Raw genomic sequence first — 24,485 nt, forward strand, 5'->3', positions numbered from 1 at the left:
AGATGCTATTGATGAATGACCACTTTTTTGGTAATGGTCCTGTTTTGGGTTTTAAAGCGCGCAAAATATGTGCCAGCAGCTAAACGGGGCAGATCAATCCGCTCGCGCGTCTGACCGGCGATGGCTTTGAGCTGTTTTTCCAATACAAGCTGTCCCTTTGTATTTAAAAGTGAAAAAGCCACATCCGTAACGCCGTTGACACCATTTAAGACCACATTCATCTCAAAAGCAACGGGGTTGGCATAAACATAGGCATCGGAAAGGTGCGGCTCAGTTGCGTTAACCGTATCGTTGAGGTCAAACTTGCAAAGAAAAACTTCCTTACCTTTCAGCTTGATGCTTCTGGACCACTTCTGATGCGAGACAAGGATCTGCGTTTCATCATTATCTGCCGCATAGGGGTTTTGCGCAGCGATCAGAATGTTGTTTCCTTTCACAACGCCGCGCCAGATCGGGCTTTGCTGCTCCATCAGATCGCGGGCAGATTGGGCAATGACCAGCTCGTAATTTCCCTCAAACATATCCTTGAAGGCCGAAAGCCGGTAAAGTCCGTAAATAAAACGCTCATAAGGCGCATAGTTTTCCTGCCGGTTGCCCGGAAAACCCGGATTTTCCCAAAGCCAGAGTCCTTTCGCGCCGGAAAAAAAAGGAAAAATAGCTGTTGCTTCGGCCACAAATCCAGCGATCAGCGGCGTGTTGGGATCATAACTATCATGGATGCGCATCCACACAAAAGGGATGATGGGCTTATCACTCCAAGCGCGGTTGGCTTCAATGTTAAAAAGCAGGTAGGACAAGTAATCCTTTCCGATCGGATTATCGTAGCCATAATAGTAGTAAGGAGACGGCGTCAGAAATTGCTGGGCGTTATAGAAGCTTCCGCCGATCTTTCCGGCATTGTCCTGGACCAGGTAGTGCGTGCGGCCCGCGTTGGTAGTCCAGTCCTGCCAGCTGTTTGCGGTAATGTTCAGCCACGTGTTGCGCACAGGAACATCGCTGTAACTGCTCAGTGGCGCTGTGACCCCTTTTAATCTTAACCTGTTGGCCGCTTCGGTATACCACCAGCGCATGTCTCTTTTATAGGCTGCCAGAAAGTCGGCATCCGGTAAGCTGCGGTAATTTTGCGGGATCTTGCTATTGGATTTTAATGCCAGAATATCACGGTCTTCGCGCTGCATGCGCTCAATATCCATGCAGATTAAATCATAACCCCTTGCGATCTCCGCATAACTGTCCCAAAAGCTTCGGTAAGCGGCTGTATCATTTCCCAAGGGGCTGCGCAATGCATTATCCGCCCAGGGCTGGTTACCGCTGGATGTGGCAACGCCGTACCAGATCAAAGCCCGGTTGGCGTTGGTCAATGATCCGGGCTCGGACCCCGAGAAGTTGGCAAGGTGGCTGAAACCGTGTTTGAGGGGCTCAGACTGCGTATCGCCAAAGCGCGTAGCATTGTAGACGATCTTGAATGGCAGGCTGAATTCGGGGAATTTGCCCCATTCGATCGTATTGTTTACCGTAACCGGGTTTAGTACATAATCTGGCTGGCAATCCTGGGCAAGGGCGTGCATGGATTGAACCATAAGATAAAATAAAGCGGTGTAAAAAGCTTTCACATATATATTGGTAAGGTGAACCATAAGAATTGACCGGACATTTTCGTTACTTTTGCAGTGTCGGTAATTTCATTTTTCCGGGAAACGATTTCCGCGAAACGCTTTGGGGAAGAACAGACACTTCAATGATATTAATGACAAAGTAAGAAAAGAAATTGCCTGGAACATAAAATATAAACGCATATGAGACGATTACTGCTGATTGGCCCTTTTATTCTGGCCCTGTTTTTAGTGGCCTGCGATAAAGACAACAAAGAGAACCCCAACCCAAATCCTGAGCCATCAGAAAAGGATAAAATTTTGATCAATTATCCGTGGCGCATGTCTTCGGTAACGGATCTGAGCGGTAAAGCGATCCCTTTCAACCAGCTTAATGCGCAGACGCAGGCTATCAAGGAAGTGATGGATATTCAATTTCTTCAAAATAACGTGACCAAGGCCATCGATCAGGGCTCCAAACAAGTCATCAATGGGGGGACCTGGTATTTGAAAAATGAAAATAAGACCCTGGATATCAAGATTTCGGGATTTTCCGGCGAATTCGGCGTCGAGGAGATTTCCAACAGTAAATTAAGATTGAAAAGTAAAATGCCCGTCAGCGGGGTAGAGCAGGAAACCATTATGGTTTTCGAGCCTGTAATCAAATAAGCATTTCTATTTTTGGTATAATTCAAAAAAGCGGCGGATTAAATCTGCCGCTTTTCTTATTTTGTGGCAAATTCAATGGAATGAGAAAGAACGACCCCAAAATAATAAATGCCTGGTGTATGTATGACTGGGCCAATTCAGTCCACGCACTTGTTATTGTATCGAGTATTTTTCCCGTTTATTTCAGCGCTACCGCATTCAAAGCCTCTGGCACGCTCTACACGGATTTCCTGGGTTTTCAGATCAAAAGCTCTGTGCTGTTCACCTATACGGTCTCGGCTTCCTTTCTGATTACGGCGCTTTTGATCCCCTTATGCACGGCCGTTGCCGATTATAGTGGTAAAAAGAAAAGATTTATGAAATTTTTCTGCTATCTGGGCGCTCTGAGCTGCATGCTACTTTACTTTTTTACCAAGGACACGCTTGTGCCATCGGTTCTGCTCTTTGGATTGAGCTTGATCGGGTGGAGCGGCAGCATTGTGTTTTACGATTCTTATCTGCCAGAAATTGCCACAGAAGACAAGTTCGACGCTTACAGCGCCAGAGGCTTTTCCCTGGGTTATCTGGGCAGCGTGCTGCTTTTGGTTTTCAATTTAAGCATGGTTTTAGCGCCTGCGTTCTACGGCATTACCGATAAGGCGCTTCCTGCCCGCATTTCGTTTTTTACTGTCGGTCTCTGGTGGATCCTGTTTGCACAAATCCCGTTCAAATATCTGCCCGCCCATAGAGCTGCCAAGCCGAAGACAGGAAACTGGATTTTCACTGGGTTTGCCTCACTGAAAAAGGTTTATTTTAATTTAAGGCAGCAACCCTTTCTGGCCAAGTTTCTAAGCGCCTTTTTCATTTACACCATGGGCCTGAGAACGGTCATGTATGTAGCGACCATATTTGGGGCAACCGAGCTGAAACTGCCTTCGCAAAGCCTGATCGTCACTGTTCTGTTGATCCAGATTGTCGGCATTATCGGCTCCTTTGCATTCGCCTGGCTGTCCGGTAAAATCGGCAATATTTTTGCCTTAATGGTGGGTGTTGCTATCTGGATTGGCATTTGCACGGGCGCATATTACACAACCGAAGCCATGGAATTCTATTTTGTGGCCTGCGCTGTGGGCATGGTTATGGGAGGCATACAGTCCCTTTCCCGCTCAACCTATTCGAAGCTCATCCCGGAAAACACTTCCGACACGGCATCCTATTTTAGTTTTTACGACGTGACCGAAAAGCTTGCCATCGTCATCGGCACTTTCATTTACGGAACCGTCGAATATCTTACCGGCAGCATGCGAAACAGCATTCTGGCACTCCTGGTGATCTTTGTTTTCGGCCTGATTCTGCTCTACCGCATCCCTTCCAAAAAAGCTTATCATTATCAGATGCAGGATAGTGAGAATTAAATTTTCACGATTCTTGCTTAATTAAATTAATCTACTTTACTTTGTCTATCATTTTAGTAGGCTTATCAATTGAACCACCCGAAAGATAGGCGTTAAGGCATCAACACAATCGTTGTGAAGTATTTCTGATTTTAACAAAATTGTCAGCTATGGCATTCAGGTGGAACTTTCCCCACACTTTTTCTTCTCGTGCTGGATGTAGCCAGCCTTGTTGTTGCTGACTGGTTCAGCGCAATGATTTCTCATTTCCGGCCTGGTAAATCTCGGGCATGCCAGCCTGGATTTATGTCCTTATCGAAAATTTTCTTATTCAAAATCATGTATTGCTATGACGCTTTCTGATGTAGTCCTGTTGGTAAAAAAAATTGCAGTCGGCATCTTTCTGACCCTGGCGCCGCTTGCCTTGATCGCTGGCGGGATCTGGCTGGCGCAAACGCTTCTCCATTAATCCGTAACCATATTTAATCACTGCATTTATGAAAATTGAACAGCACGTTACCCAAAAAATATGGCGTGATGCATTCGTCAGTATCCTGCTGTATTTGGCACCGATTGCGCTGATGCTCGCTACTTTTTACCTGACCGATCACAAACCCTGGGCGGGCAGCAATGGCTTGCCTTTTAAAGTGCCCGGTTTTATTGAGGCTGTTTTTCAAAACCTGAGCTCCTGGGGGTTGCCTGTCATTATTCTGGCCATTGGCATCATTGAATTTGCAGCGGGCCTTTACGAGACCAAATGGACTAAAAATGAGCGTATCCTGGACATTGTCTGCTTTGTTGTACCCAAAATCATCATACGCCCTCTCGTAGCTTATTATAGTCTGCAACTGCTGCCACAGTGGCTTCCGGCTGCCAAGGGCAGCTTTTCGTGGGTTCCGTTTTGGTGGGCTTTTGCCATTATTGCCGTTGCCGATGACCTTACGCAATACTGGTATCACCGCCTGCACCATCAGGTGCCCTGGTTATGGCGCTTTCACCGCACCCACCACAGCGCACCTTACATGGGCATGGCCATGGCCGGAAGACAAAATGTTATCTACACGATCTTCTTTTCCCAAACCTACCTGACCGTAGCGCTCACCTATATGGGCCTGGGTTATGCGGCATTGTTTGTCAAAGTCATTAAGTCGCTGATCGTGACCGGGGCGCATTCGAGCATTCCTTGGGACAAGCCTTTTTACCAGATCAAATGGCTCAATCCCATTGCCTGGGTGCTGGAACGGTTCATTTCGACGCCCGCCACGCACTATGCACACCATGCAGACACGACTGATGATGGGGTAGGACATTACAAGGGTAACTTCGGTAATATGTTTTTTCTTTGGGACATCATTTTTGGCACAGGCATAATTACGCGCCGCTATCCGAGCTCTTTCGGCATCAAGCATTATAAGGAAGAGGAATGGTATGCACAGTTTTTGTGGCCCATCTTCAAATCCAAAAAACAGGGAAGCGAGCTTGCAGCCGATGGCCCAATGGTGGGCGATGAGATTGTGTTGACGCCGGTCAACCCAGAGCCGGTCTTTGAAACCAAACTGGCCAGCTAGCCTTTTGAACCCAATAAATTTGCTGCACGTATAGCATTGAACGTTATAGGTGCAGCAGGAAAATTATGCCCGAAATTTTATATAAATCCAAATCGCACCCAGTATTTATCCATTATCTACACCAAAAAATGATCATTAAAAATTTACGCCTGATCCTGTTATTGGGCGCCCTGGCCTTTACCGGCACGTGGGTCCAAGGGCAAGACGTTATCAGCGGTATTGTCAAGGATGAGACCGGACAAGGACTGCCCGGCGCGACTGTTGTTGAAAAAGGAAGTTCCAAATATGTGCAAACCGACCTGGATGGAAAGTTCAGCATCCCTGCGGCAAAGGAATTTCCATTTACCATTCAGGTCAACATTACAGGGTTTCAGCAGCAGGAAATCGAGATTTACGAGCTGCCCACGGAGCTGGTTGAAATTGTACTTAAAACGGCCAACCTGCTGGATGAAGTGGTGGTGATTGGCTATGGCGAGCAAAAGCGTAAGGACATTACGGGTTCGATTGCCTCTGTTCCACTTGAAATAAAAAGCCAGCCGGTGGCCTCTGTCGAGCGGCTGCTTCAAGGCTCTGTTGCCGGCGCAGTCGTTACCCAGACTTCGGGGCAACCCGGCGGGGGCGTCAGCGTGCAGATCAGGGGAAACAACTCCATTACGGCCGGAAGCGACCCGTTGTATGTGATCGATGGTTTTCCGATCAACAACGATTACAGCCTTGCCGACGCGGGCGTAACCGATGGCTCAAAGATCAATCCCTTATCGTCGCTGAGCACGGCGGACGTTGAAAGTATCGATGTGCTTAAGGATGCTTCGGCAACGGCCATTTACGGTTCGCGCGGGGCAAACGGCGTAGTCATTATCACCACCAAAAGCGGCTCGAAAGACAAATCATCCATTCATTACGATGCTTTTTACGGCACCCAGGAAGTTATCCGCACGATCCCGCTTTTAAATGCCGGACAATGGTGGGCGCTACGCAAGGATGCTGCCGCCAATTCGGGTAAAACCGTTTCTATTCCCAATATCAGCGGATACTCCCTGGATACAACCGGGGTGGGAACCGACTGGCAGGATGCTGCATTCAGAAAAGCCTCTCAGCAAAGTCATAACCTGTCGATTCTTTCAGGCTCGGAAAAAACCAGGCTTGCCGTTTCAGGAAACTATTTCAAACAAAATGGTATCCTGCAAAACACGGATTTCAGAAGGTATTCGGCCAGGGTAAATCTGGATCACAACTATAATGACCGTTTCCGGATTTTTGCCAGCTTGAATGCCAGCAACACCAAGGCTAATGTGGCTCCCAATGCCATTGTGGGCAATTTGCTGCAAACCCCGCCTGCATTGCCTATCTATCAGGATAATGGCAGCTTTGTCGTAAACAGCCCTTTTGAATCGGCGCTTCAAAACCCGATCAACTCCCTTTATAATCAGCTCAACGAGACCATTACCAACCGGTTTTTGGGTAACATTTCAGGGGAATACACCATTGCCGACGGTTTGAAGGCCAAGGTGCTCATTGGCGCCGACGTGGTTGGCAACAAGCAAAACCGCTATCTGCCAAGCACCACAGCCGAGGGGCAGGCATTAAGCGGCAACGCGCTGGTGGGTTCGATTTTTACGAATAACTGGCTCAATGAAAACACGCTGAGCTATGATAAGGACATTAATGATAAAAACAGGATCAATGCCGTGGTGGGTTTTACGGCGCAAAAATCGCAGTCGAAAGGAGCCATCGCAGAGGCTGCCGGGTTTGCAACCGATGCATTTGAATACAATAACCTTGCAACCGGGATCACCAACATTGCCCCGCGCTCACTGGCCAGCGCCTGGTCACTGGCCTCTTACCTGGGCCGCATCAACTATATTTTCGACGACCGTTACCTGTTCACTTTCACGCTTCGTGCCGACGGGTCCTCGCGTTTTGGTGAGGGAAACAAATGGGGATATTTCCCATCGGCAGCCTTTGGGTGGAATTTGAATAATGAAAAATTCTTTCAGCAATTCAAAAAAATCAGCCTGCTCAAACTTAGGGTCAGCGCCGGCTCGACGGGTAACCAAAGCATTCCCCCTTATCAATCCTTATCGCAGCTGGCTTACTTCCGTTACAACTTTTCCAACACCACCATTTCGGGTTATGCGCCCAATACGGTGCCTAACCCCAACCTGGGCTGGGAAAAAACGTTTCAGGTTGATGCCGGGATTGACCTGGGCCTCTTTAAAAACCGCATCAGCATTATTGCCGATTATTACTACAAAAGAACAACGGACCTGCTGCTGACCAGGACCGTGGCAGGAACCTCGGGGCTTTCGGATTTCTATAACGGCCAGGCTTCTGTGGTATATCAGAACATTGGTGAAGTGAGTAACCAGGGTATTGAGTTGTATATCAATTCGCAAAACACCACGGGCGCTTTCAAGTGGAACACCATTTTTATTTTTGCTAAAAACACTAACAAGATCCTGAACCTGGGTGAAAATGTAAATCAGATCATCCCTGTTATATCGGCGCCTTCCATTGCAAAAGTAGGCTCTCCGCTGGGTTCTTTTATTGTCTACAAAACTGATGGCATCATTCAGCAGGGTGACGCGGCCCTGACCCCGCAGCAGAACAAAAGTCCGGGCGGCCAAAAATACAAGGATATCAACGGCGACGGCGTCATCACGCAAGCCGGCGACAGGGTTGTTATTGACAATCAGCCCGGTTTTACCACGGGCCTTACCAACACATTTAATTACAAAGGCTTTGATCTGACCGTATTTTTCCAGGCCTCCATCGGAGGTAAGCTTTATAATGCCAACCGCGCTAACCTGGAACTGGGAACAGGTTATGTGAATGCCTCCCAGGTCATGCTCGACCGCTGGACGCCGGCCAATACCAACACCGATGTGAAGGCAGCATTTCAGGATCCAGCCATTACAATCTCTGACCGATTCATTGAAGATGCCACTTATTACCGGCTTAAAAACCTGTCTTTTGGCTATAACCTGCCCAAATTCTTGCTTTCGAAAGCGGGCATCGATGGCTTGCGCATCTACTTTTCTGCGCAAAACCTGGTTACCTGGACCGATTACACGGGATACGACCCGGAGGTAAGTCTTAACGGTCAGTCGCTGATCAACAAGGGCGTGGATCAAGGTGTGTATCCAAACAACAAATCCTACCAGGTTGGTCTGTCTTTGTCATTTTAAGCTGGATGAACATCCATGCATTCAATATTAAGTGTTTAAAAAAAGATTTCAGATGAATATTTTAAAATATATACCGGTAGCACTCATTTTGCTGGGTTTGTCTTCGTGCTCGGAGTTTCTCAAAGAGGAGCCGGAAGCCTTTCTTTCTGAGGACCAGTATTACAAAACCCAGACCGATGCGATCAACGCGGTCAATGCCGTTTATTTCTTTCTGAATTCGGGAGGAAGTTCTGTTCAGACGCCATATAACACCCTTTTCAATACGGGTATGAACATGGCCGGCGATGATGAGGACCCCGGACCCGGCGCTACAAACCCGGATGTGCGCTCGCTGTCGGTGCTGGCGCATTCGGCAACAAACCTGCGCATTTACGAAATCTGGCAGCAACATTATGCGGCTATCAAAAAAGCCAATGTGGTTTTGGAAAAAATACCTGCCATTGAATTTGATAATGCGTTGAAAGAACGTCTTTTGGCCGAGGCAAAATTTTTAAGGGCGCTTTATTATTTTAACCTGGTAAGGCTTTATGGTGATGTGCCGCTGATCAAGGAATATCAGAAATCGGTAGATCCGGCAGGATATCAGATAGCCAAATCACCCTCTGTGGAGGTTTACTCCAGCATCGAAAAGGATCTGATCGAAGCTGCTGCGGTTCTTCCCGCATCTTATTCGTCTCCCAATGTAGGCAGGGCCACTTCCGGGGCTGCCAAGGCCATTCTTGCCAAAGTGTATCTTACCAAAGCCTCTTTACCGCTCAATCTTACAGCGAACTACGGCCAGGCCATTGCTACGGCAGAACAAGCGCTTTCGTCCGCAGATGGGGGCACGGGGGCTTACGGATATGATCTGGTGCCAAACTATGCTGAGGTTTTCTTGCCTGCCTTTAAAAACAATAAAGAGCATATTTTTTCAGCACAGTTCAAGTCCAATTCGCTCAACCAGGGCAACAATGAGAATCCCCGCGCTATACTTTCCGGGATTCCCGGGTTGAATGGCAACTATGCGCATATGGTCCGGTTTTACACCCATGGTAATGATAAATCATTCAGTATTTACAAGCTGTACACGCCCCAGGATAAGCGCAGAGCCGTCACTTTTGTAAGAAGCTTTACGAGTCCTGCTAATGGACGCGTATATGCGCTGCCAATCGCTAACCCTGCCGTGGCCAATGACTCTACGCCGTTCTGGGGCAAATGGTGGGACCCGGCTTCTACTGCGGTTACGAACCAATCGGCTGCCAATGTGCCCATTATCCGTTACGCAGAGCTCCTGCTGATCCATGCCGAAGCAGAAAATGAAGCCAACGGACCTACTGCAAAGGCTTACAAATCGCTCAACAGGGTGCGCACAAGAGCCGGTCTGCCCAATCTGAGGGCAGGGCTTAGCAAAGACCAGTTCCGCGACTCGCTGTATCTGGACCGCCGTCTGGAAGTGGCTTACGAATATCAAAGATGGTTTGATCTGATACGTCAGAAAGATGGAAGCGGCAAATCCACATTTGTGGCCAATCTGCATAAGGTCGGCAAAACCAACGCTGCCGACAAACACAGGCTTTACCCGCTTCCGCAGTCAGAAATCGACAACAACAAATTGCTCGTTCAAAATCCGGGCTTTGAATAAAAAAAACAATATAGCTCATGCCAGCGGCCATTGCGTGGGTGGACGAGTTTGCGCCTGGGCGACCTATGCCTACTCCGCCCTTTAGTGGCAAGGCTGATTGGACTGCTGGCAACAGGTTTTAGGTTAATGCGCGGTGCACCGGCTTTGTCAAGGCCGGTGCACCGCGCATTTTAGACTATTCTCAGCAGAAAACTACATCGGTTTGCATATAAAATGCTGGATCCTTTAATAGGTATAAATCTCATTGGATCTTTGTTTCAATCTCCCCTTAAAAAGCTTGAAGCAGATTTGGTAGCTTTCCTGCGCAACAAATATGCGTAGATCAGTGATTTGAACTGCCACAAATAGGAATATTTCCAGGGTCAGATTTTGGTTGATTTTGCCGAATCCAGTTGTTTTTGGGCAAATAGCCAATCTAATAATCCCGGGGTTTTAATCACATTTTCCCAAATGCCATGACCTGCATTGGGGTATTCCGTATATCGCGGGCTTCCACCGGCTTTCTTGATGGCAGTAATTATGTCGCGTGAACCGCTGACAGGGACATTCACGTCTTTGGCCCCATGAAAAGCCCAAATGGAAACGGCAACCATGTTTTTGGCCTGATCAGGATTCCCTTCTCCACAGACAGGAATAGCGGCGGCAAATAACTGGGGCTGCATGCCCACCATATGCCATGAACCGTAGCCACCACGTGACACACCGGAAATGTAACGTCTCTGATAATCAATAGAGTACGTCTTATTTAAGGCGACAATTGCCTCGATTGCCAGCCCGGCTACGGAAGGCGTATTGGCAACACCACCCCAACCTGTCTGCGGAGGACACCGGGGCACAAAGACAAAGGCAGGATATTTCTTTTTGTTTTCATCGGTACTTAACCATTTGGCCATTGGGCAGGCATCGATCTGCCGGGTGTTGTCGGGCCAGCATGAATAAGGCAGGGCCACAACCAATGGGTATCTTTTTCCAGGATCGTAATTGACTGGTTTTAAGAGCCGGTATAGTAAGGTATCACCCCGGCTGCTGATATAGCTTCCCTTTTCAAAAGGTTGTGCTAACGCATTTTGCTTTGGGGAAATATGCGATAGGTCGTAGTTTTCGCTTGCTAAATACAGACTCAAAAAAAGCGAATACATGCCGGCAAGGACCAGCATGACTTTTGCAGTATGGAATCGGTTAAATGAGGCTGTGTCTGCCTGATCCTTAACAGCATTGGGGTACTCACCTAAGAAGTTCAAAATAAACAAGACCGGGACAATTCGCTCTGCCAGCAAGAGCCATTGCCGGACCGAATCTATCGCAGCATTGACTGGATAGGCTGGTACATACATGAACCAGCCCAGGGCCATTAAGTGAGCAAGGCAAAGCATCAATGAGACAATACCGGCTCGTTTCAACCAAGGTCTGATTCCTGATCCGGAAACAAGCAGACTTACGGCATAAATCAGGTTGATGCTGACGCCAATGAATACGAACACATCGGGATGCTTTCGGAAAATGGGATACAGCGTTGGTAAAAACAGATAAAAAAGGCTTACAAATGTGGTTAACCCGGCAATCAGTCCGGTCCAGAAAGCAGCATGATAATTTTTGTGATGATAGTATGTAAGAAGCAGGGCGGATGTAATCAGGGAGATAAAGCTCATTGCCAAAAACCAGTTTTGAAATGATGGCAACGTATACATGTTGATGCCAGCCTGGAAATGAAGCCAGCTTTGGAATAAACCAGCTACCAGCGTGAGCCCTAAGCCAAAGAAAACACTGGTGTAGAATTCTTGTTTCATGCAGCCATCAGTTTGAACCATACTCCACTTACAATAGGGTTTTTGCATCAAGAAGCGCTTACAGTGAATGCTTTACTCTTGCAACAGATCATATTTTGCTTTCTAAATATCATCATGAGCAACATCGGATAGCCCACATTTTAACCTCCCTGCGGAATCGTCACTTCGGTCAACTTAATTCTGAACTCTGCCTTGATTTTCCTGCTTCTCAATGGTGCCGGACATGCTCCCTGCCGGTTGTGAAATGTTCCAGTGAGACTTCCGCGAACATATTTCACGCCATTTACCTCATCAATATTGGCGATCCTGACCGCCCCGTCCGAAACGCGGATTCCTCCGGGCTTGCATTCATTGTGGGCAGATATCCAACCACCAACTCCTTTATAATCGTCTGAAAACTCCGACCAGGCGCCCTTACCTGCATTCGTCCCGAAGGTGTAGCTGCGGGCCGGATTGTCAAAATCGACGCCACTCAGTATGATGTGCAGGGATTGGTCCGGATTTTCATTGAAACCGCCAACGTGCAATGTATTGTTAGCACGGGTACAGGTCAGGTTTTGCCATTTAAAAGCAACGCCATCAAAATCTCCCGTAAAATAATCCTTTCCAATCAGGATCTTTTTGAGGAGTATCAACTTCTTTGGAGATGATTTGAATGAAACTTCTGCGACAATGGTCACGGGATTATTAGGCGGATAGCTGGCAGGCGCCGTGAAAGTTGACCGGTAATAATCAGCTTCTTTAATTTCGTCTTTTACTCCCGGCGTCACCTGCCCATTGCCGCTTCCGCCAAGTACTGACCACTTCACTGCCTGAATTTCCAGTTGCTCTTTTTGCTGGTCACCCACGCCGATGGGGACAATGAATATCGGATTTTCAACAGCGAGCTTCATGGAGCCGCCCAGCTCTACGTAGCTTGGCCCCTGGGATCCGCCCTCGAAGTCAATGGCAGCAAGTTGATTCATCTGAAAAGCTGTCCAGTCGCTGAAATGGGGCATAGGTACAGTGACTTTGCCGGCAAGGGTATCTGCTTTGGCTCCCGCCGCCAGGTACCATTTTCTCTCGTGATCCTGAAACGCAACCTGGATTACCTCGGGATCATTGCTTACGATACTTGCTTTATCATACGAAAATGTCAGTGTAGCAGGCTTTGCAAACTGGGTGCCGTCCGGCGAAAACCGGTAAGCATGCCCGATTCCGCCCGGAAGCTGGTTGGTGACTGGCTGAATTGTGATGGTCGTTGCTTTTGCCAGTGCCCCGGCAGGGATCGTTAGTTGCACATTGCCGTCGGAAGAGGACATGATGCCTCCTTCCGCGCCGATACTTTTGCTGGTTGGCTGGCCTGCGGGTTCTCCTGCTTCCGTAACGGATTGTTCTGAAACGGGATCAATGGAAGAACTGCCTTTGTCTTTGCAGCTGAGCAGCGATAATGCTAAAATGCAGCTAAACAGGATGTTGCAAATTGCTTTTGTGATTAGATTTTTCATGGCTATGGATTGACTTGATTATTGTTTACAGGTTCAAGAGAATGGAGAAAATAGTAGAGGGCTTTCAGGTCGTTTTCACTGAGGGATTGGAACGATTTCCAGGGCATAGGTGTGTGGGGCCGGACGGCGCCTGCGCGGAAGCGTCGTACGAAATCAGATGGTTTCCAGGATGCAATAACCCCGGTTTTCGGGTCAGGCGTGAGGTTGGGCGTGACAAAGACCCCGGTTTTGGACTTCATTTGATAACCACCCGCAAACTTACTTCCCACAAAGGCACCCGTGTTTTTGTCCCGATTTGTATGGCAGCTTACGCAGTTACCGACTGCCGTGGCCAGGTATTTCCCGTAAGCGATCGAGGTGTCGCGGGTAATGGCCTTGGGAGCAGGCGGGTCTGCCACTACCGGTTTCAAAACGAATCGCGCGACAATCTTTCCAGCCATATTTAAATGCGTTTTTGGCACCTGGTTACGGATGGGTTTGATGGTTCGTAGATACGAAATCACCGCCCGGATATCTGCATCGCTCATGCCATTATAGGCCATGAAGGGTATGAGCGCGGTATTGTCGTGCCTGACAGAGTAGCGTAATGTTCGAGCCAGCATTTCATCCGAATAGCCGCCAATGCCCGTAAGCGTATCGGATGTGATATTAGCAGAGTAAACTGTGCCGAATGGAAGCTTGAAGGGCAGTCCGCCGGACATACCGATGCGCGAGCCGGTTTGCAGATTGGTTTCCCCGTCGGGTGCATGGCAGTTCCAGCAGTGGCCAACGCCCATTACCAGGTACTCGCCCCTGGCGATCACAGCAGAGTCCCGGCTGGCAACAATGCCGGTTTGGGGTACATCGTATTTTTGCCTGTAACTGAATTGAATGTAAATCAGAAACACGCCGACTATCAGAGATAACACCAGCAACGCTCTGCCGGTCACCTTCCATCTTTTTTTCATGGCTAAAACTTGTTTGCAGGATTTGGAGCAGGAAAAGCAACGCAAAACCGGCTACTTTCCTGAATGCAAAACAAGCGCAACGGCAGTTGGAGAAGGCTAACACTTTACGCCATTCATATCGCACTTCACGCCAATGCAGCATGAAGGTAAAAGCAGTAGAAAGATGTGTGAACAGCAAAGCACAGATTGCTATTCGAGGCTGAGCTTTTTTTGAACGGGGCTGGTATTTGTCCAGTTTTTGAATGCGCGGTGGAATGCACTGGGCTCCGTATAACCCAGTACTTCGGAAATGGCATGGACAGTTGCATTGGTGTTGCGAAGCAGATTCAAAGCCAGTTCGTGTTTGATCTTCATCCCCAGCGAACGGTACGTTTCATGCTCCTGCTGCAACTTCCTTTGAAATGACCGTTCGCTCACATTCATTTGTGCGGCGATGATTTCAAGAGATGGAATTTTGCCATAAAAATCCTGAATAATTGTACTTCTGACCCGGTCTGTAAACTTTTCCGGCTGGGCCAGGCCCGCATACTGCTGCTGCAGGGTTTGGGCGAAAGTAGCATAAAGTGACTCATCGTGGCCGACCAGCGGCATTCCGAAAAGCGCTTTGCTGAAAGTCAACCGGTTTTTATCACTTCCCAGCTTAAGGGCGCATTGAAATACGTTTTCGTAGACGGCTTTTGAAAAAACCTTATCAGAAGTTAATTCAGCCGAAACGGGGTAAATGCGCTGCCCGGTGAGAATGCGGATATAGCTCAGTGCCCCCGACATCGCAGAATCAATCGCTTGTCTGGCGGTGTGGGGTGAGGCGTGCCACCACAATGGATTGACAGAGAAGATAAGCTCACATTCTTTTCCGGACACAAACTCGTAGGTGATCCAGCCGGAAACGGTCTTTTGATACCGGTCAATTTCTTTCATGGCATCCCCAAAGGTTTCGCAGCTCTGCATCAGGTAACCGAGCACTCCAAACGTTGAGGGATTACTTTTTAATCCCAGGTGCAAGCCAAATGCGGGATCCTTCGTAGAGGAAATAACTTCGGTCCATAAATCAATCACGGGCCTGACTCCTTCAATCCGCTTTTCTCCATTACTAAGGTCCGCAGGCACAATGCCCAGGGACCCGCACAGCCGGATGAGATTTCCACCGTTTTCGCGCGCAGCGTACATGATGTTTCTCAGGACACGAATCGTCGCGTACATATCGGTTGAGGAATGGGTATGAGCAGAGGATTTTTGACAAAAATATGAAATACTCCGTTATGCATGCTTGCAGAGATTATTGGAACAATTGTTCCAATTGCTGAGAAAATTGCAAGGTGATGCGACAAGCGGCATTCTTGTCCACCATCTATTTTATTTTGACGTAGATCATCAACAAACCCGCAGTACCCATTACTGCCAAAGTATCATTGATAATGGTGCCGGTGTAGTTGAAGCCATCGCTGGTATATACTACTTTCTTTTCGTCCAAAGTATAAGGACGTGTAATAGCGATTGAGAGCTTGCCGTTAAATTTTGATGAGAATTCAACTTCCCTACCGGTTTTGAATTCTAAATAATTGTATAGATCCGGATTAAGAGTTCTTTGCCAAGTTGTGCCCACAAGTTCATTTGTCGGATCGATTATCACGTCAGGCTCAATGTTATCCTTTTTTTTACAAGAGATAAATAAGAACGCCAAGGATAGTGAAAGTAGGATTGATTTCATGTGGAACCGATCGTTATATTTGTGTAGTCCTAACAGTTTAAATTTCAATTGCTTAGCTTGATACTGCAAGTAACTGATTATACATTCAAGTAACAATGTTTTAAAAGCAAATTTATTGATCCCTCTCAAACATTCGGGTATTCTTGGAAATAAATTGAGTTGCCTCATATAACCTTGATGGCTGTTACACATTCAGGTGCATGGGCGACGTCACAGTAGGCTCCATTTCATGCCTAATGGTCCACATGTCAACCATTCAAGTTCTAGGAATTGCAATAGATGCTCATTTGTGCTGAAATGGTTGTTGTAAAGATTATTCCATGTAGTAGCATCATTTCCTCCATGCCCATTAAGTATGTCATTTGTTGGATGCATTGCACTTAGATTTGCTCTTTGATAAAGCGTATTGAATCAGGATGTGATTATTCATTTTCAGTTCTAAACACAATATCTCCGCCCTTTAACACTAGCCGCACTTGAAATAGGGATTTTACAAAGTCTTGCTCCAAATTACCGTCAAATACACTGATATCAGCCTGCGCTCCCTTTTTCAGTGTACCAATCGTTCCCTGCCTATTCAATATTTGAGAGGAATTGTAAGTTGCAAACCGAATGACATCTGCCACACTTGCTCCTGTTTCTCTCAGAGCGACCAAGACGTCTTTTGCCTGATCTCCCGTAGGTTGACCACTATCGATATAATTATCGGAACCCGCGATAACTTTAATACCTTTTTTTATTGCGCTCTGGATTGCTGACTTATTAGGTGCAACGAAGCTATTGACGATAGCTTCTGCATCCTTGCCTGTTATCCCGCTTCGGCGTTTTACACGTATCATTCCTTCTTGAAATGAAACAGATGTCGGCACCCAGTAAACGTTTCTTTGCGCCATGAGGGTTAGTGAAGAGTCTGAAATTCCGTAGCCGTGCTCAATCCCGTCAACGCCCGCCAAGATTGCATTCTGGATAGATTTGTCAAATGTTGCATGGGCTGTAACCTTTTTACCATATTGATGCGCCGTTTCAACAATCGCCTTCATCTCTTCAATGGTCAGAAGAAAAGTGTTGGGAGAATTGTCTGAACAGATTTTAATGACATCTACACCCGCATTGAGATGTTCCATTACAGCTTGTCTGGCATCATCCACACCTTTGATGATCCTGTATTCCTTAGCTGGCAGGTCGCTTAAATGATGTGGCAGCTTCTCAAATTGTCCACCCACAGCACTCAGTATTGGCCCAGATACAAACATTCTTGGTCCTTCAACGTAACCTCTCTCAATTGCGTTCTTCAAGGTCACATCCAGGAACATACCTGAGTTACCTAAGTCGCGAACGGTTGTAAAACCAGCATTAAGGTAAGTTTTAGCAATAGCAGCTCCACGCAGAATCCGCTCAGTTCCGGAATTTACCAGCGGATCCACAACCATTGGATCCGGACCTACGGAATTAGGTATGGAAAGCAACAAATGGGTATGGGCATCAACTAAACCGGGCGTGACCGTATGCTTACTCATATCGATTATCTTTGTACCGGCGGCGGCAGAAACTTTCGGACCAATGTCCGCGATTTTTCCATCGACAATTAGTATTTCCTGGTTTTTTTCAAACAAGTTTTTTTCACTATTGTAAACAAATCCCGCTCGAATCAACATTGCTTTTTTCGGCGAAGTTTGTCCATTGACGTGACTTACAATCAGGAAAGCGAGGATAAATGAAAACCATTTAGTCATTGTATGTAAGGCTGAAATGAATGAGTAGACTACCGTAAAGCGAATAAAGGTTACATATCTACTAACTACCAAGCCTTGGCCCGATAATTCTATTTTACATCGCTTATGATAAATCGGCATTTCAATCGCGTGGAAATCAGTCGGAAATAAATGTTGATGCAGAATGAATAATCTTATTGACTATGCCACCGGTGACATCTTTTCCGTCTGGAATTGGTGGACCAACTATTGGGGGCAAAAACCTTATGGATAAGGTGGCCCAACCCATGATTTTAGCAAGTCAATTTTTACCGGTGCACCCAACAGCAGCAGTAATGCTATTTGCTCCGCTGCTTCCAGTGGTCGCCATTTTACATCATTCTGACCTGAGCGAGGTCACAGGATTTAGCAATGCGGCCCTGATGGCCTGAAAACTCACCGTAACCAAGGTCACCAGCACGGCGCCGAGTACCGACACGGCGAAGATCCACCAGCTAATTTCGGTCCGGTAGGTATATTTTTCCAACCAGCCATTCATGAAATACCAGGCAAGCGGGCCGGCGATCAGGCAGGAAATCAATACCAGCAGTAGGAATTCGCGGGAAAGCAGTACCCAAAGCCCGGCTATGGAAGCGCCCAGCACTTTGCGGATGCCGATTTCCTTGGTCCGTTGTTCAGCCACGAAAGACGCCAGTCCGAAAAGTCCCAGACAGGAAATCAGGACTGCGAGAACGGCGAATAGGGTGGTAAGTTTGGCAATGCGTTCCTCGTCGCTGAACTTCCGCGCATATTCCTGATCTGCAAAAGCGTATTGGAACAAATTTTCAGGATCATATTTCTTGAAAACGGATTGTATCCCGGCGACGGCCGTTGAAGCGCTGGCCGAGGGTTTTATCTTGATATTTACAGTGTTGAGTCGCTTATAATTAAGAAAGAAAATGGTCTGCTTGGCCGGTTCGTAAGGCGATTGCGTCACCAGGTCCTTTACCACGCCGATCACTTTGTACTTTTCATTATCGCCCCACTGGATCATCTCGCCGACCGGGTTTTTCAGGCCCATATATTTCACCGCAGCTTCATTGAGCACAAAACCCAGCGAATCCGTGGCGAATTCCCTGGAAAAATCCCGCCCGTCCTTGATCTTCCAGCCTACGGTCTTGCCGAATTCATGTGTAATGCGGAGCGTCACAAATTCGTCGGTCATGGCCGGGTTTTTCCCTTTCCAGGTAAAACCACCGTTAGTCACATAGGTGTTGGTCACGGGCGAGTCGGTGGCCGTCACTTCCTCGACCGCGCCGGTATTGAGCAGGTCGTTCCGGAATGCCGTAAAATGCTTGATGATCTGGTCGGACTTGAGCGGGCTGCTCAGCAATTGCTGGCGACTGTACCCAATGGGCCGGTTTTTCGCATGCTGCACCTGCCGGTACACGATGATCGTCCCGATGATGAGCGTCACCGACACCGTGAACTGCAACACGACCAGCATCTTGCGTGGTGTCCCCGCCAGCTGACCGCCCTTTGGCTTTAAGGAAATGCCCTTTAATGCAGTGATCGGCTTGAACGACGACAGGTAAAGTGCAGGATAAGCGCCCGCCACCAAGCCGGTTAGCAGAATGAACGCAATGCATGCAAGCCAGAAGTAAGGCAATGCAAATGGTAATGCGATCTGCTTGTTGACCAGCTGGTTGAAGGCCGGTAGCGAAACCAGCACGATCAGCAGTGAAACCATGAATGCCAAGATCACCACCATCAGCGACTCGCCTAAAAACTGGACGGCAAGTTGGGTTTTGGCCGAACCCACCGCTTTGCGAACTCCAATTTCCTTGGCGCGCTTCTCGCTGCGGGCAGTATTGAGGTTCATGAAGTTGATGCAGGCCAGTATCAGCACAGACAACCCCGTGATTCCGAACAACCATACCACGCTGATGCGCCCGCCGGTATTGACGCCGTTTTTAAATTCGGAGTACAAATTCCATTTGCGCATCGGCTGCAAAAAGATCAGCGGCTCATATTTAGATTCTGCCTGGTCAATGTTGTCGAGTTTCGCTTTGGCAATAGCAGCCGAAACCCGATCCATCTCGGAGTGATCGCCGATCTGCACATACATATCAAACCAGTTGTTTCCCCAGCCGAGCCATTCAGGCAGGTCTTTTTCGAGCAGTTTCCAGGGCGCAATGAATGCCAAACCCGCGAAGGATGAATTGGCGGGCAGATCGGCGTAGACGCCCGTTACCCTCACGGCATTTTTGTTATCGATCTTGACAATCTTATCCATCGGATCCGTGTCGCCGAATGTGGCTTTCGCGGCAGACTCGGAAAGCAGGACTGAATTCATGTCCGTGAGCCCCGAGCGGGTCCCTTTCAGCATTTTCAGGGAAAGCATTTCTGCGATGTCGGGACCCATATAACGTCCGATCTGTGTCACCTTTTTATCTCCGACACTTAACAAATGTTCGCCACCACCACCAGTGATGGCAATGTATTTGAAATGGCTGCCATACTTGCTTCGCAACTCCTGTTCGAGCTGCTTGGGCAGGCCGTCGCCCGTCTGGATTGTACCTGCGAAGTTCTGGCTTTGCATCACCTTGGCGATTTTATCGTAATTCTCGTGATTTTTGTCAAATGACAACTCATCGAAAACCCACAGTCCGATCAGCAGCGCCACAGCCATGCCCACAGCAAGACCGGTAATGTTAATAGCCGAATAGCCTTTGTTTTTCAGAAGGTTACGGAGTGCGATCTTGAAATAGTTTTGTATCATGACTAAGTCTAATGCATTACCTGATGAATATATTATCTGCTTTTTTTGCCGCGCGAAAGGTCGTAGCAGCTTTATGGTGTCGGCGAGATAAAGCCAGTCGGCCTTGCGCTTGCCGGCTTTTTTGAGTCTGTACCGGTATAATTCCAGCATATCGCCGGTTACTTCTTCCAGCGTGTCGGGATGTCCCAGCCAGGACAGCAGTTTCGCACTCCATCGTGGAGGTTTGTCGGAAGTCGGTTGCCGGATGTCACCCATGGATTTGTTGTTTTGTTCAAATGCTTCATTCAGCTTCCCATCAACTGCAGGGCGGCAGGGGGCAATGCGCTCCACAGGTCCTCACGCACTTGTTTTACCTCACGCAATGCCTTCCGCCCAAAGGGCGTAACGGTAAAAAAGCGCTTGCGGCGACCACCGCGCTCGGCCGTCGCGCCACCCATACGGGAAGAGACGTAACCCTTTTCTTCGAGACGCTGAAGAGTGGAATGCACCGTGCTGAACCCGACGGTCCGGCCTGTCTTGTCTTCGAGCTCCTGAGTCACAGAAACGCCATATGCATCCTCTTCGAGGATGGCCACCGTAAGTAGGACCAATTCTTCAAACTCTCCTAAAAATGCTCGTTTCATGGTTTCAGCGATTTCCTATGGTAATGTCGATCAAATGCTGTGCCAGTTTGGGCGAATGCCTTATTAGAAGATTTTGGCGAGTTTTTTGTAAAAAATCAGATTGTACAATGTCCGTTTTTGAACGCGGGCGTACCAAAATGGACAGCCGTACCTAATGAAAATGAGAGTCCATTAGCAACGCGTTGCGCTTGGAATTTCTCGGCAAATTTTCCTTTTTTTAAACGTGTTAGCGCGGATTCCGAAATGTTGGTGTTTTTGATATACTTACAAAAATATATTCAGATTAAGTCCTGACTGCATCCTTTACGCGTGCGGTTTTTGGCAACGATTTCGTCCAGTTTTTGAAGGCCCGCCGAAAGCTGGTATGGTCTGCATAACCAAGCAGTTCGGCAATTTCACTAATGCTTTTGTCAGATTGTGCAATGATAGCCAAAGCAAGTTCTCTGCGAAGATTATTGCACACCGAACGGTAACTCATTTTCTCGGCAGAAAGCCTGCGTTGAAAAGTTCGGGTGTGCATTTTAAGGTGGGCGGCGATAATGTCAATCGGTGGTATTTGCCCTTTGAAGCTGGACAAAATTGACGTTCTGATTATTTCTGAGAAGCTTTTGTCTGCTGAAAGTTGTTTTTGCTTCTCCCGAAGCAGATTTTCAAACAAAGCAAACAGCGAAACATCGTGCCCGAGCACAGCCAGGTCCATATCACTGCGCCGGAAAACAAGGCCGTCTCTTGGCGCGTTGAATGTAAGCTCACATTCAAGTACTTTCCGGTACCCATCCGCATGCATTCTCCTATGCGAAAAAAAAGCATGAACGGGTGTGAGCTTCTTACCTGTTAAAGTCCTCAAAATGTAAACAGCAGAAGATTTTCCGATGTCCGAGGCTTGTCGGGCGCTCGTTGGATATTTTGCAGCCCACAATGCATCCGGTTCCATATACAGCACTGCCCGGTCGGGCTGTAATTCGAGCGTGTAAGTGTAAATAGAAGAAAACGTCTCATTGTATTGAGATATGGAATGGAGCACCTCTCTTACATCTTTGCAGGTTTGCAAAAGAAAGCCAATCATCCCGTATGCCGTTGGCCGCATGCGTCGTCCCATTTGCAGGCCGATCAGTTCGTCGCCTGTTAGCTCCACGATATCGTCCCACAAATGCGGGGCAAATTCCCAGTCAACCAGTCGGTCAGTGTCGTTAAGATCGGCCGCCGTTACGCCTGTCCGCCTGCATAGCTCATCTAATTTGACCCCGTGAGCAACAGCCTCATAAATCATGTCCCTTATGATAGACAATTGAAACTTCATATTCTGAGAAGGCTTAAAAATTGTCGTAAAGTACATCTTTTCTTGATTGTTTGCCAAGATACTTTTGCACCGTTGAGCACCTGCTATGCGACCTTAACCAGGGCTCACCAAAGACAAATCAGTCATTAATTATTTATAGCCATGAAAAAGAAAATTGTTAAGGGGTTGGTGCGGTTCGTGCTGGCCATTGCGGCTGTGCTGGGCCTGTTCTTGTTGTACATTCAGTTCAGCTACAAAAAAGAGTTTCAAATCCCGGCAACCGGGATAAAATCGAGTCGTGATGCAGCCGTGATTGCCAGGGGCCGGTATTTGGTGACGGGCCCGTCTCACTGTTGGACATGCCATGCTGCGGACGGTGTAACCAATGTGCAGAAAGGGACAAAGTCAGGATTGTCCGGCGGGCTTGAAATCAAACTCCCTTTCGGAACACTTTACACACCGAACATTACCCCGGACAGCGCTACCGGAATCGGGAGTTATTCAGACGAGATGCTGGCACGAGCCATCCGGAATTCGGTCAAACATGACAACACAGCCATGGTGCCTTTCATGACGTTTAATACCATGAGTGATCAGGATATTTCGGCCATCATCTCGTATCTGAGAAGCATTCAGCCCATCAACCATGCAGTTCAGGAAAATGACCTGAATATACTTGGTAAGATCGTGGCTAGGTTCGTACTGAAGCCAAGCCAGCCGACATCGCCCAGCTATGTCGCACCCGACACGACGGCTGCATATGGGAAATATCTGGCGGTCTCTGTTGCAAATTGTGTCGGCTGCCACACGCAGCGGGGCAAAACCGGTGAGTTTATCGGAAAGGAATTTTCAGGAGGGTATCAAATGCCGGTGGAGAATGGTGTTTTCGGCACACCGAATCTCACGCCCGACAAAGAAACCGGCGTTTTGACCTCCTGGACCGTCAACGATTTCATTCAAAGATTTGAAACCGGGGCTGCCTTCTCCAACTCCCCAATGCCGTGGAAATCTTTTCAGTCGTTTACCCAAAACGATCTAAAAGCACTGTACTACTTTTTCCAATCCCTTGAACCGGTCAAAAACCAGGTTCCGCGATTTACGCCTGCGAAGGCAAAGTCGTCCTGAGAACGAACGCCGTTTAAAAAAAAGCTCCTACTATCTGACCAATAATCAATCCCAATACAACCAAGCCATGAATCATGTATTTTCTTCTTTACTTATTATTTCGCTACTATTTCTATGGGCATGCGAAACCAGGCTGCCGGATACCAAAGAACCGTCCAAAAATCCGGTTTATCGACCAGGAACGGTGACCGCGTTCGGGAAGCCGATCGGACCGGCAACAATTAAAACGATCGGGCCGGAAGGTGGGAGTTTGACCACAAAGGAGGGCAAGATGACCACTACTGTGAAAGTGCGGGCATCCTTCAGCGCGATTGCAAATGCCAGATAGCTGTTGCTTTCGCCTATTCCCTGGTAGGATTTTACCAATACATATCAAAAAAAACTTATGAGAACCATATACATCGTTATAGCTGCCGCTATTTGGCTAACCTGTGCTGCTAACACACAAAAACAAGCAAGAAAAGGCCTGAAAACAACAGAAGTGCTTCGCCACGAATCGCCACAGGCGGATCTCGTGAAGCGTGGGGAATATCTGGTTACGATCATGGGCTGCGCTGATTGTCACTCTCCGAAGAAGCTGGGCCCACAAGGTCCAGTTCCGGATATGGAGCGGTTCCTGTCAGGATTTGATAGCGCCCAGCCACTAGGCGCCTATGACAAAAATGTCGTTAAAACGGGCCAATGGGTCATTTTCAATGCCCAGAACACAGCTTTCGCCGGGCCTTGGGGTGTTTCCTTTGCTGCTAACCTCACACCAGATGATACGGGGATCGGCACATGGACATTTGAGCAGTTCAATCTGGCGATGCGAAAAGGTAAGTTTAAAGGGATTCAAGCGAACCGCCCGCTGCTGCCGCCCATGCCCTGGCAGAACTACACCAAGATGTCATCTGCGGACATGAAAGCCATTTTTGTTTATCTGAAATCGCTGAAACCTGTGCCTAACGTAGTTCCCGCGCATCTCCCCCCGGGACAAATCTGAGTCGGGGTCGGGCAAAGCTTACAGCCTGAAACTGCTGCGTTGACTGCAATCAGCCAGCTTTTC

18 protein-coding genes are annotated in these 24,485 nt (G+C 47.9%); 8 read left to right on the top strand and 10 right to left on the bottom strand.

All coding sequences use genetic code 11. From position 1 onward, the window contains the following. Positions 1–5 precede the first annotated feature (5 nt). Positions 6–1,613, bottom strand: a complete 1,608-nt coding sequence (locus tag MUK70_RS00120; protein ID WP_244784593.1) for a T9SS type A sorting domain-containing protein — start codon at positions 1,611–1,613, stop codon at positions 6–8. 183 nt (positions 1,614–1,796) lie between these two features. Between MUK70_RS00120 and MUK70_RS00125 the strand changes: the two genes are divergently transcribed. From MUK70_RS00125 to MUK70_RS00145, 5 genes are all read left to right on the top strand, one after another. Continuing rightward, positions 1,797–2,261, top strand: coding sequence for a hypothetical protein (locus MUK70_RS00125; RefSeq protein ID WP_234656663.1), 465 nt, complete (start codon positions 1,797–1,799; stop codon positions 2,259–2,261). Positions 2,262–2,341: 80 nt separating this feature from the next. After that, complete coding sequence (locus MUK70_RS00130; RefSeq protein WP_234656664.1) at positions 2,342–3,655, top strand: MFS transporter; 1,314 nt, start codon at positions 2,342–2,344, stop codon at positions 3,653–3,655. A 476-nt stretch (positions 3,656–4,131) separates the two neighbouring features. Next, complete coding sequence (locus MUK70_RS00135; protein ID WP_234607131.1) at positions 4,132–5,202, top strand: sterol desaturase family protein; 1,071 nt, start codon at positions 4,132–4,134, stop codon at positions 5,200–5,202. A gap of 128 nt (positions 5,203–5,330) precedes the next feature. Next, a complete protein-coding gene (locus MUK70_RS00140) occupies positions 5,331–8,390 on the top strand; it encodes a SusC/RagA family TonB-linked outer membrane protein (RefSeq protein WP_234656665.1) in 3,060 nt (1,019 codons plus the stop codon). Between the two features lie 52 nt (positions 8,391–8,442). Next, positions 8,443–10,011, top strand: coding sequence for a RagB/SusD family nutrient uptake outer membrane protein (locus tag MUK70_RS00145; protein WP_234656666.1), 1,569 nt, complete (start codon positions 8,443–8,445; stop codon positions 10,009–10,011). A 362-nt stretch (positions 10,012–10,373) separates the two neighbouring features. Here MUK70_RS00145 and MUK70_RS00150 read toward each other — a convergent pair whose 3' ends face one another. From MUK70_RS00150 to MUK70_RS00190, 9 genes are all read right to left on the bottom strand, one after another. Continuing rightward, positions 10,374–11,798, bottom strand: a complete 1,425-nt coding sequence (locus tag MUK70_RS00150) for a carboxylesterase family protein (RefSeq protein WP_234656667.1) — start codon at positions 11,796–11,798, stop codon at positions 10,374–10,376. A 140-nt stretch (positions 11,799–11,938) separates the two neighbouring features. Beyond that, positions 11,939–13,285 (bottom strand): hypothetical protein, encoded by a 1,347-nt coding sequence (locus tag MUK70_RS00155; RefSeq protein WP_234656668.1) that lies wholly within the window; start codon positions 13,283–13,285, stop codon positions 11,939–11,941. 2 nt (positions 13,286–13,287) lie between these two features. Beyond that, entirely contained in the window at positions 13,288–14,232 is a 945-nt protein-coding gene (locus MUK70_RS00160) for a c-type cytochrome (RefSeq protein WP_234656669.1), read from the bottom strand. A gap of 189 nt (positions 14,233–14,421) precedes the next feature. Beyond that, positions 14,422–15,432, bottom strand: coding sequence for an AraC family transcriptional regulator (locus MUK70_RS00165; protein ID WP_234656670.1), 1,011 nt, complete (start codon positions 15,430–15,432; stop codon positions 14,422–14,424). Positions 15,433–15,580: 148 nt separating this feature from the next. Next, a complete protein-coding gene (locus tag MUK70_RS00170; RefSeq protein WP_234656671.1) occupies positions 15,581–15,940 on the bottom strand; it encodes a hypothetical protein in 360 nt (119 codons plus the stop codon). Positions 15,941–16,362: 422 nt separating this feature from the next. Next, complete coding sequence (locus tag MUK70_RS00175; RefSeq protein WP_234656672.1) at positions 16,363–17,673, bottom strand: metal-dependent hydrolase family protein; 1,311 nt, start codon at positions 17,671–17,673, stop codon at positions 16,363–16,365. Positions 17,674–18,028: 355 nt separating this feature from the next. Continuing rightward, entirely contained in the window at positions 18,029–20,668 is a 2,640-nt protein-coding gene (locus MUK70_RS00180; protein ID WP_234656673.1) for an ABC transporter permease, read from the bottom strand. A gap of 29 nt (positions 20,669–20,697) precedes the next feature. Next, positions 20,698–21,036: a PadR family transcriptional regulator gene (locus MUK70_RS00185; protein WP_234656674.1), complete on the bottom strand. Its 339-nt coding sequence runs from the start codon at positions 21,034–21,036 to the stop codon at positions 20,698–20,700. 283 nt (positions 21,037–21,319) lie between these two features. After that, positions 21,320–22,336, bottom strand: a complete 1,017-nt coding sequence (locus MUK70_RS00190; protein WP_234656675.1) for an AraC family transcriptional regulator — start codon at positions 22,334–22,336, stop codon at positions 21,320–21,322. A gap of 141 nt (positions 22,337–22,477) precedes the next feature. On the opposite strand from MUK70_RS00190, the gene MUK70_RS00195 reads away from it, so the two are divergent. The 3 genes from MUK70_RS00195 (at position 22,478) to MUK70_RS00205 (ending at position 24,422) form a co-directional block, all read left to right on the top strand. Next, entirely contained in the window at positions 22,478–23,440 is a 963-nt protein-coding gene (locus tag MUK70_RS00195) for a c-type cytochrome (protein ID WP_234656676.1), read from the top strand. A 67-nt stretch (positions 23,441–23,507) separates the two neighbouring features. Beyond that, positions 23,508–23,768 (top strand): hypothetical protein, encoded by a 261-nt coding sequence (locus MUK70_RS00200; protein ID WP_234656677.1) that lies wholly within the window; start codon positions 23,508–23,510, stop codon positions 23,766–23,768. A gap of 57 nt (positions 23,769–23,825) precedes the next feature. Beyond that, positions 23,826–24,422: a c-type cytochrome gene (locus MUK70_RS00205; RefSeq protein ID WP_234656678.1), complete on the top strand. Its 597-nt coding sequence runs from the start codon at positions 23,826–23,828 to the stop codon at positions 24,420–24,422. Positions 24,423–24,485: the final 63 nt, after the last annotated feature.

Origin of the sequence: Dyadobacter chenwenxiniae, assembly GCF_022869785.1 — a bacterium.
In the GTDB taxonomy this organism is placed as follows: Bacteria; Bacteroidota; Bacteroidia; order Cytophagales; family Spirosomataceae; genus Dyadobacter; species Dyadobacter chenwenxiniae.

What these genes read in the sequence shown, in the direction of transcription:
- MUK70_RS00125 (WP_234656663.1), top strand. Translation starts at nt 1,797, where the DNA reads ATGAGACGATTACTGCTGATTGGCCCTTTTATTCTGGCCCTGTTTTTA.
- MUK70_RS00130 (WP_234656664.1), top strand. Translation starts at nt 2,342, where the DNA reads ATGAGAAAGAACGACCCCAAAATAATAAATGCCTGGTGTATGTATGAC.
- MUK70_RS00135 (WP_234607131.1), top strand. Translation starts at nt 4,132, where the DNA reads ATGAAAATTGAACAGCACGTTACCCAAAAAATATGGCGTGATGCATTC.
- MUK70_RS00140 (WP_234656665.1), top strand. Translation starts at nt 5,331, where the DNA reads ATGATCATTAAAAATTTACGCCTGATCCTGTTATTGGGCGCCCTGGCC.
- MUK70_RS00145 (WP_234656666.1), top strand. Translation starts at nt 8,443, where the DNA reads ATGAATATTTTAAAATATATACCGGTAGCACTCATTTTGCTGGGTTTG.
- MUK70_RS00150 (WP_234656667.1), bottom strand. Translation starts at nt 11,798, where the DNA reads ATGAAACAAGAATTCTACACCAGTGTTTTCTTTGGCTTAGGGCTCACG.
- MUK70_RS00155 (WP_234656668.1), bottom strand. Translation starts at nt 13,285, where the DNA reads ATGAAAAATCTAATCACAAAAGCAATTTGCAACATCCTGTTTAGCTGC.
- MUK70_RS00160 (WP_234656669.1), bottom strand. Translation starts at nt 14,232, where the DNA reads ATGAAAAAAAGATGGAAGGTGACCGGCAGAGCGTTGCTGGTGTTATCT.
- MUK70_RS00165 (WP_234656670.1), bottom strand. Translation starts at nt 15,432, where the DNA reads ATGTACGCGACGATTCGTGTCCTGAGAAACATCATGTACGCTGCGCGC.
- MUK70_RS00170 (WP_234656671.1), bottom strand. Translation starts at nt 15,940, where the DNA reads ATGAAATCAATCCTACTTTCACTATCCTTGGCGTTCTTATTTATCTCT.
- MUK70_RS00175 (WP_234656672.1), bottom strand. Translation starts at nt 17,673, where the DNA reads ATGACTAAATGGTTTTCATTTATCCTCGCTTTCCTGATTGTAAGTCAC.
- MUK70_RS00180 (WP_234656673.1), bottom strand. Translation starts at nt 20,668, where the DNA reads ATGGGTGACATCCGGCAACCGACTTCCGACAAACCTCCACGATGGAGT.
- MUK70_RS00185 (WP_234656674.1), bottom strand. Translation starts at nt 21,036, where the DNA reads ATGAAACGAGCATTTTTAGGAGAGTTTGAAGAATTGGTCCTACTTACG.
- MUK70_RS00190 (WP_234656675.1), bottom strand. Translation starts at nt 22,336, where the DNA reads ATGAAGTTTCAATTGTCTATCATAAGGGACATGATTTATGAGGCTGTT.
- MUK70_RS00195 (WP_234656676.1), top strand. Translation starts at nt 22,478, where the DNA reads ATGAAAAAGAAAATTGTTAAGGGGTTGGTGCGGTTCGTGCTGGCCATT.
- MUK70_RS00200 (WP_234656677.1), top strand. Translation starts at nt 23,508, where the DNA reads ATGAATCATGTATTTTCTTCTTTACTTATTATTTCGCTACTATTTCTA.
- MUK70_RS00205 (WP_234656678.1), top strand. Translation starts at nt 23,826, where the DNA reads ATGAGAACCATATACATCGTTATAGCTGCCGCTATTTGGCTAACCTGT.